At 56.5% G+C, this 14,305-nt stretch carries 7 protein-coding genes and 1 pseudogene; 4 read left to right on the top strand and 4 right to left on the bottom strand.

Annotated features, from left to right (window positions below):
- Positions 1–903: 903 nt before the first annotated feature.
- From QA643_RS25195 to QA643_RS25210, 4 genes are all read right to left on the bottom strand, one after another.
- Positions 904–1,947 (bottom strand): glycosyl hydrolase family 28 protein, encoded by a 1,044-nt coding sequence (locus QA643_RS25195; RefSeq protein ID WP_283028558.1) that lies wholly within the window; start codon positions 1,945–1,947, stop codon positions 904–906.
- A gap of 557 nt (positions 1,948–2,504) precedes the next feature.
- Positions 2,505–3,653: a sulfotransferase gene (locus QA643_RS25200; protein WP_283028559.1), complete on the bottom strand. Its 1,149-nt coding sequence runs from the start codon at positions 3,651–3,653 to the stop codon at positions 2,505–2,507.
- Between the two features lie 497 nt (positions 3,654–4,150).
- Positions 4,151–4,792: an FkbM family methyltransferase gene (locus QA643_RS25205; RefSeq protein ID WP_349253296.1), complete on the bottom strand. Its 642-nt coding sequence runs from the start codon at positions 4,790–4,792 to the stop codon at positions 4,151–4,153.
- Between the two features lie 924 nt (positions 4,793–5,716).
- Complete coding sequence (locus QA643_RS25210; protein ID WP_283028561.1) at positions 5,717–7,030, bottom strand: LLM class flavin-dependent oxidoreductase; 1,314 nt, start codon at positions 7,028–7,030, stop codon at positions 5,717–5,719.
- Between the two features lie 1,495 nt (positions 7,031–8,525).
- Here QA643_RS25210 and QA643_RS25215 point away from each other — a divergent pair.
- From QA643_RS25215 to QA643_RS25230, 4 genes and pseudogenes are all read left to right on the top strand, one after another.
- Positions 8,526–8,699: a hypothetical protein gene (locus QA643_RS25215; RefSeq protein ID WP_283028562.1), complete on the top strand. Its 174-nt coding sequence runs from the start codon at positions 8,526–8,528 to the stop codon at positions 8,697–8,699.
- A gap of 242 nt (positions 8,700–8,941) precedes the next feature.
- Positions 8,942–9,115 carry a hypothetical protein gene (locus QA643_RS25220; protein ID WP_283028563.1) on the top strand — a complete coding sequence of 58 codons (174 nt, stop codon included), beginning with the start codon at positions 8,942–8,944 and terminating at the stop codon, positions 9,113–9,115.
- A gap of 2,639 nt (positions 9,116–11,754) precedes the next feature.
- Entirely contained in the window at positions 11,755–12,006 is a 252-nt protein-coding gene (locus QA643_RS25225) for a hypothetical protein (RefSeq protein WP_283028564.1), read from the top strand.
- Between the two features lie 1,135 nt (positions 12,007–13,141).
- Positions 13,142–13,256, top strand: a pseudogene (locus QA643_RS25230) (Effector protein NopP); the annotation flags it as partial.
- Positions 13,257–14,305 lie beyond the last annotated feature (1,049 nt).

Genomic DNA, 14,305 nt, shown 5'->3' on the forward strand with positions numbered 1-14,305 from the left:
AATTACCTGTAGAAGATGATGTTCGAGTGGTTTTTTTGCACTTAGCGACGCCAGTTTATCAATATTGCTTCTCCTAACTGGTCCATTGCCAGTGGCAGTGCTCTCAACTGAAGAACGTGTCGCCGAGTTGGTCGGAAGCCAAGATGTCATTATCGAACCCTTACAGTCAGCGGTGCTCGCGAAGGCCTTGAACAAGCCTGTCTGTCGCGCGTCGTTAGGTTCGATAGTTTCGAGCACTTCGCCCACTTGTAAGATTAATGGCGCTACGCGCAATCAGAACGATTGGCTGCTACGCGCTCACCTAGAATCGTTCTCTCTAGACGCGGATTGCACGATTACACCTCTCAACAAACAGAATCGGTCGCAAGCGCAATGAAGCGCCAGTGAATTGCGTGGAGAAGGAGGCAAACAAATTCTCAATGCTCCGCATCCTCGCGATTCCCTCTACAACTCCGGGACCGGCTTGGCCTTACTGCCATCGATCGCAGTGCAGGATTTGGGCCACTGCGATGCTGCAGAACATCCGGCTTTTTCAGGCGTAATGTCGCGTTCGCTACAGCTTGGCGGGTTCTAGATCGAGGTGCGTCTGCTTTCGGACGAAAGAACGCTTAAGCCCCACAGGCCCAAGTATCTGTTCTTTTTACGGGCATTCACGCCAATGGCGGCTTACGCGCGCGCCATGCGGCAGGCCAATTTGAGCTTCCCTCCTGCCGGGCCATTCCTTGCACTATCCGAGACCGATTGAGATCTCGAACAAGCCCGAAACTGCGATCTCGAAGCAGGGTCATCCCCCGCTCCGTCCGTCCCAGCCACCGATCAAGTCTCGCAGCTTTGCCGCTATGGTTCTGAAATTGTCACAACCGCCTTCATGATCGGGTTCGGCCCTCAACGGCGTGGCTCCGCTTACCGGTTAGGAAATGCGTTTGCACATCCCTCCCATTTCTGAGACGCCGGCACCCCAGCCCGACCCGGGAAAGGCGGCCACACGCCGGAAACAGTAGCATCTGCATTTTCCACCTGCCAGCTCGCGCTATCGCCAAATCGCACATCATCCAGCGTGATCCCAACGGCATGGTCCGGATCCAACCCGCGAATCACCAGCGCTCCCTCACCGCCACGCACATGGCGCAGAACGATCTGGCGAAAGATCGGAATGCTGCTGCCGCGCGCGTGGGGATCGTAGCGACTATCGAAATTGATCGGCCATCGGTTGCCGCGCAGGCATACGTTTTCATAGATCACACGCTCCACGACGCCGCCGCGGGTGACATCGCTCTTGATGCGCAAGCCCGATGTTGTGCCGTGGAGCCTCAGGCCGCGCACCAGTATGTCGCTGACGCCTGAGTTCACCTCGCTGCCAATCGACATGCCGTGCCCCCAGCCGAAATAGTTATCGATGATAGAGACATGGCGAGTGGGACCATTGTTGCCGGCCTTGATTGCCACATTATCGTCTCCAGCGCGGATAAAGCTGCGGGTGATGGTCACATCCTGACTGGCGCCTGGGTCGATGCCGTCGGTATTGCGCGCGTCGGCTGGTGCATCGATGGTGATGGCCCAAAAGGTGGCACCTTCCACTTGGTTCATCGCCACGTGGAAATTGGGCGAATTGCGCAATGTGATGCCGTGGAAGGTAATATCCTGGGCATGATCGATCTGGATGAGCCGGGGGACGTTTTGGTTTCCTCCCTCGGTCTGCGCGCGGCGGGCCAGCCGCCACCACGTTTCGGCGCTGCCGACCATGGGCGTGCCGCCCTGGCCATCGATAATTCCGTCACCATAGATGCCGCCGCCGCGCGTTTTGGAAAAGCTGATGAATGGGCGGCAGCCGTCGCCCTTACGATCGATGCGACCACAGCGTCCCGAGCCCTTGTCATAGGCAGCCGGGTCGGCGACGGCAAGAAGCGTAGCACCGCGATCAATCCAGAGCATTACGCCGGATTTCATTTCGAGAGGTCCTGACAGGAATGCACCACCCGCCAAATAGACCGCTGCGCCAGCAGGACAATGTGCAATAGCGTCTTGCAGCCTGGTCGTATCATCCTTGGTAGAGGGCACTAGGCGGGCGCAGACATGGCCAGGGGCAACAGGTTCAGCGATCGAGCGGCGGTCTCTCGCATGGGCCTCGCCGGCGCGAAGAACCGTAACGACAACCAGGGGAAGCACGATCCAGCAGCGGAAAAGATTTATCACGAGCACCTTCGCACGTTTGCTGCGGAATTCGACAGGAGGACCTTCAGTTTATGGGAGCAACTCCGCGCGAGTTGCTCGCGGCGCATGGAGTGGACGCTTGCTCGGCTGGCGACCTGCGCTTATGCGGCCCTCGGCCCGCACATCTGGGGCGCTCCCCTGACAAAGTCGCCGTTTCGTAATTTAGCTGGGCCTAGCGCATGGAGCAGCCTTCGAGTCCGCAACAGTGCGCCGGCGGGTAGATGCACTGCATCGTCGGTGCACTATCTATTCCCTGGCCAAGTGTGAGCTGTGGGTCGGCCTCGCACGTCTTGCTACGGACTCGCTGAGAGCGCCTGCTGTAACTGCGCCATAATCGAATTCGCCAGCTGCAAATTCTCTTCCCTCTTGGCCTCGGCTAGATGTTGCGCCTCCCGAATTATGAAGGGATCGGAAGCCAGCCGGGAAATCGTGTTCAGCTCGCTCGATTGAGCGGAAATGCCGGACAATGCTGCTCCCCTGCCGGCCAGCAACTCCGTGCAGGTTCTAAATAACTGCCGATATGCTTCAGTGACCTCCCGGCCCTTATCCACTACACCGGATTGCTGTGCGTACCGAAGGTCCTGCTCATACCCGATCTCTTTCAATAAGTCAGCCCCGACTAGATCGGTCACTACTTGCATCTCTTCGATGCTCAGTTCGGTCTGCCACGATTGGACTGAGCGCTCATCGACTGTCCTTTTCTCTAGGATCTTTCGATCCCCAAAACTACTGGAACGGAGATAGTCCGCTTGTTCCATCTCCGCCGACGTGATGGCCGTGGGCTCATAGCCGAGGCCAGCGATCACACGGCGCATTTCCTCGTCAGGGCGCGCCACCAAGAGTTCGTATTGCACCACTTGCGTCTGACGGCGACCGCGATGCGCGGCAAGCGTAGGCAGGCCCAGAACGATATCGGCGAGAGAAGATGCGATGGCGGGCGCAGGCTGGTCCATCACAAGACCGGCGAGACACGCAGCTATGGCGGACGGGCAGCTTGCCGATAGAAGCGAAATACCCCATGTCGACTTCAGCGATGCGGCAATAGCGTAGGGATTACGCATTAGAAGGATTCGTGGCGCTTCTGGATAGAGGGAATCCAAAAACTCGAGCACCAACCAATTGCGCGGGGTTTTGTCTACGAAGGTACGCTTGCCCGCAGCTGCCAAATATTGGCCATAAGCCGCATCGGCAAAAGCGCGGCTAACGATACTACGATCTATTCGGCCCAAGAATTCGGAGGTTGCGACCTGAATCAGTGCCGCCCCCGCTAGGTGACGGTGGTCCACCCTGCCAAATGCCTCAAGTGCCAGCATCAGCCAGGGCTCGGGCGGCGCCGCAATATCTGGATGCTGCTGGAGCAAATGCGCCAGCAGCGTCGTCCCCGACCTGGGAAGGCCGAGGAGAAAGCAGACTGTAGGCAATTGTTTGATATCCTGGCTCATGTTTCAACGCCTTATGATTAGATAAAGCGAGCGGCGTCCCAACGGCCGTCACCCGGATGAAGGAAATAACTGCAGCCGTGAGAGCCGAGACCGCTCAACAAGCAACTCACCGGGGTCGGCGAGAAGTGCCTTTACGGCCGCGCCGCGATCCGGCGAACCAGGACTAGTAAGCATCATCAATTCAATCGTCCACTTCTCGATCGATCATGCGCTGCGAGACGATCTACTGCTCGATTTTGAACGCGAGCGCCGCAGGTCCGGCTCACCTGGTCGAATCAGTTCTTCACGTGCGAGTAATTCCTCTGCTTCACCTCTCTTGGCGCTTTCCTGCGGGCTTGCAAGGACAGCCAGAGTTTTGCCAGCCTCTCTCGGCTTCTTCAGCGCCTTTGCCTTCGGGCAGTGTGACAATCCTGCGACACCTCCCTCAATCAGCCGTTATAGATTCTCCAATTGCAGACGAGTCCGCAGCAGGAGAAAAAGACTGACATAGGCTTGTTCTAAGAGATTGTGTTCCTAAGCAATACATCACCCTCGACTTCGCGGGGATATATGTTCACCACTTCGAATGAAGGTAAGAGATCAAGGATGGCTTGCAGGGTGAGCTGCCCTTCGTAGAGCTCTTTGTCGCTGTATTCGGTGTAGATAAAGCGCGTATTGCTCAAGGTTCGTCTGCCGCCAGCGATGACATCTGCCTCGGCTCCCTGCACATCCATCCAGATCAAATCGATCTGGTTCAGGTTCGCTTCGCTGCACCAGTCATCCAGCCTCCGGGTTTCGACTGAGATGGGGTGATCGAACCGAACCCAGCCATATTCGGTAAGGTGATTTTTCGGTGGGCGTATCGAGCCAGAGAGGTCCCATGCTTTCGCCTGTCCGTCTCCATTGCTTGGGTGAAAATCGATCCTGCCATTTCGGTCACTAACCGCGAACTCGAATAGCTTTACCTTATCGAGGCACATATTCATGTTGCTCTTGAAGCGGGTAGCCGCTCGGGGGTCCGGTTCAAAGCAATAGAGCTGCGCCTTTGGACATAGAAACAGAAAACATTGGCTATCGGTCCCGTCATTGCAGCCGATATCCAAGATGACGGGATCTGGCTTTTGAATAAGCGAAATGATGTGCCCATGTATGTTTAACAAGAAGCAGACTCCCGCGTGCGTTCCAGACTCTCTCGCATCGGCCGAAGGATCGATTTTGCGGGCTTTGCTCTTGAGACCGCCGTATTTCCATCGACATCCAATTTCGGCCGACGCTTGCTTATCTGCCATTCTCAACAATCGGTAAAATAGATTGTTTTGATAGAACGCATCCACACGATGGATCGATCCAGGAGGGCTTTTGATCTATTCTTGCGGTCGCGATTCCTCTGCAGCATCGACGCCGCCACTGCTACCACTTGTAACGTCTCCTACCCTGGCTCCAGTTCCTGTCAAACTCCTCGCCCACCTCAAACTTCAAGTCACCCCAAAGTGAAATTCGGGGTGTTCTGTGATTATCGGTCCAGATGCAAACGATCAGCGCTACCGAGTTCGAGCCGAGCGACGCGATCATCTGCGAGTGGTGTTGGATCGCGCCTGCATTCGCAGATATCGTCGCGGGTCCGTGGATTATTTCCTTTTCATAAAGCCGCTTGCGAACATCAGTGAGCGCGGTTCGATCTTTGCGGGCCGTACACTGATGCGCTTTGTGTGCCGCGAGTATGGCTATGGTTTCTTTTCCGCGTCAGCCGTCGTGCCTCTTTCAGCGACGCTGGGGATGAGCCTTAGGGCGATCGAAATTACGTCATCACGGTGAGACTGCCGCGCGCATTCCTTTGCTGGACTGTACAACGCAGCGCCCCGTTTGCTGAAGGACGGGTGAGAGACGGGCGGCTAATCCAGTCCTTCTGGCCCGAAAGCCCTTCTCATGGACCTCCTTGAGCACCAATATCCGTTTGTGAGGCTTTTACCTCGCCTTCTTCCGCGGTGGTGACCCGTGCGATCGCGTCGTCAACTCTTCGGCCGTGCTGGCACCGAACGCCACGCGCCGATGAACTTGGCTAGGCCCCATCGTGGCCTTTGCTGTTAGTCAATCTTGGCCGACTTGGCGAAGGTCTCGCGTGAAGCCATCGGAATTGCGCCTCCACGGGTCGGGTCCGCGTAGAAGCCCCCCGTCGACGCGTAGCCCTTCCCTTTGCAACGCTCGAGCACGATGCCGATCGATTCGATGTTCGGGATGTCTGACTCGCTTAGCTCGGGCATCGAGGCCTTGCGGGAAAGTGCAGCCTGTACGTAGGGTGCCAGCTCCTCTTCTTTACGGCGGACGCGCTCGTCTTCACGTTCTTTCAGTGCAGGCATCACCTCTTTCGCGAAGAGCTCGAGTGCCTCGCAGATATGTTCGTGCCTATTCATCCCGCACTGCTGGATAAAGATCATTTGGTCAATACCGATATCGGCATACGCCGCCAGATGCTCGCGAACACTCTGAGGCGGGCCTATGCTACCCGAACCTGGCGTCTCCTTCATGTCGTCCTTGATCGCTTGAAAGCGCCGCCACAAATCCGTGCGCCCAGGACGGTGTTCGCCATACACCGCGTAATGCGCAATCGAATAGCCGAAGAACTTGAAACCATCGAGTCCTCGACGCATCGCTTCCTCGGCGTCCTCATGAACCATCATACCATTGAGAGTAGCGATATTTGCGTTCACCGAATGACCTATGGGCACGCACTCGTCGGACTTGATGATCTGATAATACTCGTCGCGCCACCCTTTCGCTTGGGACGCTTCCACGAAACCAAAAACCAGCGCCCCCACTCCGTTACGCGCAGCACGCAAAATGCTTTCGCGCCGGGAACACGCCATCCAGATCGGTGGATGCGGCTTCTGGACCGGCTTTGGCACGACGTTGCGGGTCGGCATTTTGAACAATTGCCCGTTATACCCCGGATACGGCTGCATCGTCATCATATTAGCCGTCTGCTCGACGCCTTCCCGCCACATAGCACTCTTCCGGTCAGGCTCGATCCCGAAGCCGTACATCTCGATCAGCGACGCGGACTCCCCGGTTCCCCAGTCGACGCGCCCTCCAGAGATCAGATCGAGCGTGGCGAGACGCTCAGCGACCCTCGCCGGATGGTTATAGTTCGGCGGGGAAAGGCAAATGCCGTGACCAATTCGGATATTACTTGTACGCTGCGAAACGGCACCCAGAAACACCTCGGGTGCAGAGGAATGGGAGTATTCCTCCAGGAAATGATGTTCGACCTCCCACATGTAATCAAACCCGAGACGATCGGCGAGTTCGATTTGCTTCAGCGCGTCGCTGAACAATTTTCGTTCGCTACCTTCTTCCCAAGGCCGCGGCACCTGGTGTTCATAGAACAATCCGAGCTTCATCCGTTTACCTCTTGGAGCTCTAGGTCCGCGTGCCGCCTCTTATTTTCGGCACGCCGCACTAAGGACCGTTGGCCCGGCACTTCGGTTCTTTCGCCCCGCCTGTTTTAAGATCAGAGCAATCGGCGAGCCACAAGACGTTCTGGCAGGCTCTTTTGAAGATAGGTAAACTCCTGTGCTTCGCGTCGCGTCCGCGGAAACGGGAGCGCCTTCGTGTCGAGTTCCGAACTCTTCAAACGGATACGGCTGAATACGATACGCCGAGACACCTGCGCCGTCTCAACGGCGGGCTATTTCATCGATCCAATCTCACGGCGCTCCAGCATGGATTCGCCGATGACTTTCTTTCCCTTCGTTTTCACTCCCAGGCTCGATCAAACACTCTTATGACCAGCTTTCCTTCCACAGCATGAGTCCGATCTGCCAGCATTAAGATGCCCCCGCCTCGGCAACGTCATCCCCCCAAGTGAACGGCTTCGCAATGGCCGCTGTTAACGGATCTTGTTCTCAATCCACGGCGCAAGTCCCCCTATTCTGCTGCCTCAATGGGCCCGCGCATTCCACGAGAAAGGGCTCTTGCCATTCGATGTTCTCGCAAGCCGCCGATAATTTTGCGGGACCACGCCGCTCGAATCTTATTTGCCAATGAGCAATAGACGCTTGCGTCGTACAGTTTTGGTCTTCCTTTCAGTGCTACAACCTGACGCTAGGTGAGATTCAAGCGTCTTATATTTCCTCGCCTTAGCGGTTCCACCGATGTTTAAACGCCGGTTTGTCCGCCGTGCCGATGATCTGTACCGGCGCTCACGATTTGCTCGACGAAGACACGAAGCGCCGCCACTCGGCAGCATTTCCAAAGGGGAGTGCCAATAAATACGACCTTTAGGGATCAAGCATCCTCGAGAAAGATATTGGAAACTGCGACCGAGCCGCGCAACTAAGGTACCTCCAAATCCGTAACTCACTTCGGCCGCGTTCAACGGCCTGATGCCCTGCAGCCGTGTGGTGCACCGCCAAGTGCGACCTCTATTCGGGCTCTCAACGCAAATTGAAAGTCCGCCACATAGATGACGCATTCCACTGTTTGAGGCTCGGCGAGCAGCGAAGCGCTAAGGATGAGCAGTACTAATCGAGATGCAGCATCAGATCGGCATCTCGCGGCCTTCCGGCCCATGGCTGGCCCGGCTTCCTAAGCACCTCGTCAGCCATGACGCAGAGCAAGGGGCATAGATCCGTCAGTGCGATTACATAGCGAGTCCAGGGCAAGCTTTGACGATGCGAAAAGGCGCTAGCTCCATGCCTCATCTACCCGTCGCCGTTGCACGCGGTCGGCCTCGTGCGGGTGACCAGATCGAGCAGATAAGTATGGAAGCTGACACCTTCATGGAGACAAGGCTGAAGGGATGGAATTGTCCGGCGTACCGCGTATGCTGAACCGGTTCATCGGAATCAGGCGGTTGGCCGCGTGTGCTTACGGGCATTGGTAGGAGAAAATGAGATGAGCTACATCTATGGTTTGCTTGGCGGGTTTTTCAAGATCCAGAAGACAGTGCAAGCTGAGGGACGGTACTCAGGCGTTGCGCAGCAATTCTCGAAGGCAAAAAAGGACTCGGAGGACAACGTGGTCTACGTCGATTTCAAAAGCATCTCCAAATCGGAGAAGGGCTCGTGAGAGCGCAAATTGGGGAAAAACTTGAGGCTGGCCGCGTACGATATGGCCAGTTCGCAAGCGCGCCGGGTTCAGGTCCTTGCGGTCACTTCTTTGTGCAAGGGCCTTGCGGATGTAAACTCAGGATCATTGGATTGGTCCACCCAGGGTGGGAGCATGTGTCAGTCTCGACGGCGCGGCGTTGTCCGAACTGGGAAGAGATGTGCTTCGTCAAAGACCAGTTTTGGGATGAAGAGGAATGTGTGATGCAACTTCATCCGCCGCAATCGCAATACGTGAATAACAGCCGGTATTGCCTCCATCTCTGGAAACCGACCAACCAGGACATTCCGACACCACCGGCATGTTTCGTCGGCGTCGTTGGGCTTGGACCATCCGAAGCGGCGATGTTGTTCGCACGGATCGGCACGCTATCGTGAAGAACTTGACCCGCGACATTCGCCCATCTGATCACGCCGAGCGGCCCCCGAAACGCCCTGCTCCATTTCAATAGCAATCTCTGAGGACCGGGGCAAAGCTCGGCGGACCTGCTAAACTTCGCAAAACGTGCATGCCGGCTTGATCAATCCAATTTGCCTCGCAGCAAGGACGAGTGGTTCGTGGCATCATCCTGCCGGCTCTTGCTCGTTAGCGACGAAGTTGAGAAGTGGGACGTGGAGCGACCTCGACCTGCTCATAGGCCGTCTCATTCAGCTCCGGGACCGTCAGGTCGGTGGCGTACTTGGGAAATCAGAATTGGGGTTCGATTGGTCCCACTGAAGGGTCTCGGTGCCGTTAATGAGGTTCTTCACCAGGACAGGAGCAGCGAGATCCGCCCGGTTGTCCGCATCCACTAACGAGCACTCTCGAGGAGCCCACCAAGACGCGCGCTTCAATGGAGCTAGCACGATGCGCGCGGCACCCAAAACAAAACACGCTAAGCCGCGCCGCAGGTGCTGACCGCTTGACTGCACGACAGGTGACCGTCAGCATTCACTGTTATCTTGTCGTACGATCCTTGTCCGGTTGACGAGTCGATGTGGGGAACCTGACTAGGTAGCTAAGTCATCCTCGCCGGTGCCGCGGCAACGACATTGTTCTTCTCTCTTCAACGATGCACACAGCACGTTCTCGTGCGGCACGCCGATTGCTGAGATGAGAACCGCTGCAGCAAAAAGGAAGCGCACCGGTCACTGTCCTAGGAGTCTTGCAATGAGATTTGGTCTATTGACCCTGATTGACATTGAAGCTGGTCCTAGCTTCCCAACCGGCAGACATTGATGTCACAGCCGTTACCAACTTTATCGAATCGACTAAGGAGATCGCCGCGAGCATCAAGCAGACCAATCCGGTAACGAGAGAGCCTTGAGTTTCGGCACGGATCGGCACTACACCCGCACCACGCAGGCGCGCCATTCCACATGATTAGGCTTAGCAGTCTCACGACCGTGTTCCGAGGGGCGCCCGGCGCTACTCGCCTGGTTTGGTGGTCTTCTTTGCTGTGACACTGGCGGTGGCGCTGACCAACTAGTTCAACCCAAAACTACGGTACGAAATGACGCACTGGTGCAAACAAAGACCGCGCGTAATTGAAGGCGGCAGAGCCAATATCGCATTGTGTCCTGATGCTTCGCAAACGCGGACGAGATGGAATTTCTGGCCTCTTCTGGCGATCCTGATCAACGCGCTGCTCTGGGCAGGTATCTACTGGATTGTCAGGGCGTTCTTATGAGCGAGATGGCGCTGGTTAGCAGTCCTGAGCTAGCAGGATCTGCACGCCCCTCCCGACTCTGACGCGCTCCGGAAGATGCCTGTGGCGAGTTGCTGGCCTTCACCAGAAAATATTTGTCTTCCAAGCCGCTGGACTGGTGTTGGCGTCGAGCACCCCACCGCAGCGCGCTGCTGGCCGAAATTGGCGGCATCGCCGTCCAAATAGCTCTGCTGGCTCAAGATGCGGGTTTCGGAAAGCGCGATCGTCTTCATCTTAGCCCAGGGGTATCCCCAAATACCCGGGTGAAAAGCTCTCCCAGAGTATTGATACCGAGACTATTGATGTTGGCGAGCACGCGTCTTGAAGCGACTCGTTCAACCGGCGCTATTACCCCGCGATCTCCCCCCGGGGGTCCGCTTGCTTCTTGCATCGTTTCATCTGACCGGCAGCTCGAATAAGGGAGCCGTAGTCTGGACTTACAGCAGGGCCGCCAAGCAACGCGACGATGAATCAACAATGAGGGCGGATTTGCGCTCTTAACATACTAAGCACGTGTCGCCGATCACTCATTGTGATGGCGCGCCCGGATTGCCCCGGGTCTCCCGCGGCCTTTCTGTTGCGAAAATTTCGCATTGGCACGCCGTGGGTAGAACAGCGTCTGGCGATTTGATCCGGCAATCTGTTGCCTGCCGAAACAGCAAGGAAAGCCCGACGCACCCAGGAGAACAGATGCGTCGGGCCCACAACCCGGGCTGGTTGGGGCATGTGGGGATCCATGCCCAAGATGATCCTGCAAATGATGTGCCGCTTGAAAACTCGATACTATGCCTCCAGCTGGCCAGCCGCCGAGCGATACTGCAGCATTGGTAATAGTGCGCCCATTTTCCACATTACGAGGGGACTTTCGGCCATCAACAGACCTGTCGGGCATCGAACAAACGTGTCATCGAACGGACGAGCCAGATCCGTCTATTTTCGACCGCTCGCATCTCATGACACGCGGTGCTCAAGATCGCTAGGCATTCCCGCGGCCGCACTCGGCAAAGCTCGAGGGCCGTCGACTTGCGCGTCAGGTTGGCGGGCCGCTGCCAAGGGGGCGACGATTCAGAAACACTGACACGTGCCTGATGGTGGCCACCCGTCACTCCCAGGCTGACGGGACTGCCGATCTTGATTCGTCCGTAGTACGCGACGCTATTCACGCCTTTCAACAGACTGTGCCAACACACTGAGCTGAACACGCCGGAAGAACAGCGCCCCGGACGAATGACGTAGGCCCCAGATAAGTGGTGAAGCGTGCTGCCGCGGCTGCACAAGAACTCATTTTCACAGTTCGTACATCGTCAAACGCGCGGAGCGCTGCAAGGGATGATCAAGACCGCCGGTCGGGTCACTGCTGGCGCGCATCACTTCTTTGGCGCTTTAAGCAAACCATCCATTTACCTGCATCGACTGGATCGCCACAGGCACGCGTCGCAAAGCATGCGAACCTCGACCAAGTTTCTTCGGCTTGCCGCAGCGCGGATAAACGCCTTCATGTTCAACGATCGGCACATCCGCATTTCGTTTCACGACCGCGTTCGCGGTGTGTTGAGATTCCGCCACGCGTTGCTTCTTTGAATCATCAGGAGTTCCGTCAGCAGCAGGCGCCGCGCACCCACCGCACTCTGCATCAAAAACACGTTCGAACCCCGCTAGAATGTTTTACAGGCCGGGAGATTTATTCCCACGTTCGTATTTCAGAACTGCAAGAAGTGGTTTTGTCGCGAGACAATGTTCCAATCCCTCAATGCAGATAGAAATCGCGCGGCTGTGTCGGTTATCCGACAAGCGGCAAAATACGACCTGGACGGGTGTCTCCTATGTTGGAAATGAAAAAGCCCGACGCACGCTTCCCGGTACGAGGTGCGTCGGGCCGGTGGGGATCGGCCCGGCTCAAGACCGTGTCGCCCACAGAGCACGTCTTGCAAACTACGTGCCGCCCAGAAACCACCGATGATGAATAGCCATCCAGCCTCTTAATGGAGCCGGGCTTCCTATTTGAAGGCGCGGCGTGCGTACGGGTCCATCTGCTCCGGATATAGTTTCCGTTATCCGTTTCCCTGCCCGATCTGGGTAGCACCGTGTCCTAGACGAGAGCTTCTAGATTTTCTCTCGTACCGCTCGGGGCTTTCAACACGATGGATTGAAGTAGGTCAGCGAGGATAGCCAGGATCTCGACGTCGAGGACAAATTCCATTGATTGAGGGACATGCGGGCAGATTGGCGGATAAATGCCACCGGAACACTTTCGCCGCTCCGAGCCCGAGCCACCACGGACTTTGAAGTAGTAACGAAAACATTAGGAATGATTGGACTCTGGGTCCCGGTACTCACTTGACCACTGCCCTTCTTCTGCGCGCCGGGCTAGCCGCTCATATTCCTCGGCGACCTTAAATAGCCTGTCTCTGGTTTTGGGACAGGCAAGCGACTCTGCTTTGGCCCGCGTCGCTTCCGCCCGCTGGCGCCAATGTTGCGGACCGTACAATGGGTTTCTCGGCTTCATGTAGGTCGATATGCAATGGCTGGGCCAAGAAAGCAGGATTGCGATTCGAACAACGAGGGCAGAGAGAGACGGTCTGTCTTGGGAGTACCGATCGAATAGCTGCCAATCGTCCGCACGCCGATCTTCAGCATGAACGCGTGATTGAGCACTGGCGCCTTTCTACCGGGGGAGTAAGTATATGACGTCACGTAGTTGGCGACCAGCACCAAGCATCCGCTTGTCGCGAATGCCGGCGATATTCTGCTCGAGCATCAACTTCGGCAAAGGCGAACGACCGTTGCCCAAATGGCGTGCTGCTAATCCCGAAGCGAAAGCCCGCGCAGCGACAGATACGAGATCTGCATGCATTCAATGTTGCGGCAGGCGCTGGAGCAAGGAGCGCAGGCAAGTCGACAGCTGCGGATCCGGGCCGCGCCGTGCGCGAAATCGCCTCAAGCCTCCTCCTCTAAGTGAGGTGAGCTGCGATTTCGGCTCAAGTTTAGCCTCTCTCATTAGATTGTGACACATGCTTCTGGAGTACGAGTTTGAAGATATTCACACGTCTGCTTCCAAGGGGGCTTGAATCGTACGTAACGTCAGATTGTAGGGTTTCAAAACAGTGCGACGGGCCTTGGGATCGCACAATCGTTCTAGCAGGTAGTACAATTGCGAATGTCTCAAACGCTTAGGCTGAAGGCCCAAGAGGGTCCGAGGATCCAGCAACGATCCGCTTGGCCAGATAGATTGCAGGTGACGGATCGTCTGGACCGATGTGGCTCAGCATGTGGTCGATCAGCTATCAACGACCTTCTTTAAGCCGCGCCGCACTGCTTCTTTCGTCCTTCTCGTTTCGTGGCTTTGATCTCATCGCTCGGCTTCCAGCTTCTAGCAAAGCTGACTGCAAACTGGGGCCAAACATCGGAAGCTCAACATGCTCATATCTCTCGCGGTCCAGCTGCAACTGATCAGCTTTTTGGTTGTAGTGGTTCAGGTAACAACGTGGCGGACCGAGCCGGGGCGATGGGTGCGCAGACCGGCAAGGGCTTCCGTGGCCATCGGTGCTTTCAACGGTTCTGGCCTGTTTCGCGTCGACCGGTGAAATTGCGCATCGCCGCAGAAAGCGCAGTATCGCAATATGTACGGACTAGGAGACGATATGGTGACTCGAAGTAAGCGTTGGTGTTGGATCTTCAGAGCACGTCCTCGTGCCGCAGTATTTGTTATTGCTCTAGCGACGACCGCAGCCCTATGCAGCGATCGGGCGGGAGCCCAAGACCGGCCGGCGACAGCGGAGGAGCGGCAGGCTTGCACACCGGACGTGTTTCGGTTTTGTAGCGGCCACATACCGGATGCGGATGCCATCACTGCTTGTCTAAAAGCCAAGTTCACAAGCTT

This window comes from Bradyrhizobium sp. CB3481 (assembly GCF_029714305.1).
Lineage (GTDB): Bacteria > Pseudomonadota > Alphaproteobacteria > Rhizobiales > Xanthobacteraceae > Bradyrhizobium.

What these genes read in the sequence shown, in the direction of transcription:
- QA643_RS25210 (WP_283028561.1), bottom strand. Translation starts at nt 7,030, where the DNA reads ATGAAGCTCGGATTGTTCTATGAACACCAGGTGCCGCGGCCTTGGGAA.
- QA643_RS25195 (WP_283028558.1), bottom strand. Translation starts at nt 1,947, where the DNA reads ATGAAATCCGGCGTAATGCTCTGGATTGATCGCGGTGCTACGCTTCTT.
- QA643_RS25225 (WP_283028564.1), top strand. Translation starts at nt 11,755, where the DNA reads ATGATCAAGACCGCCGGTCGGGTCACTGCTGGCGCGCATCACTTCTTT.
- QA643_RS25220 (WP_283028563.1), top strand. Translation starts at nt 8,942, where the DNA reads ATGCAACTTCATCCGCCGCAATCGCAATACGTGAATAACAGCCGGTAT.
- QA643_RS25200 (WP_283028559.1), bottom strand. Translation starts at nt 3,653, where the DNA reads ATGAGCCAGGATATCAAACAATTGCCTACAGTCTGCTTTCTCCTCGGC.
- QA643_RS25215 (WP_283028562.1), top strand. Translation starts at nt 8,526, where the DNA reads ATGAGCTACATCTATGGTTTGCTTGGCGGGTTTTTCAAGATCCAGAAG.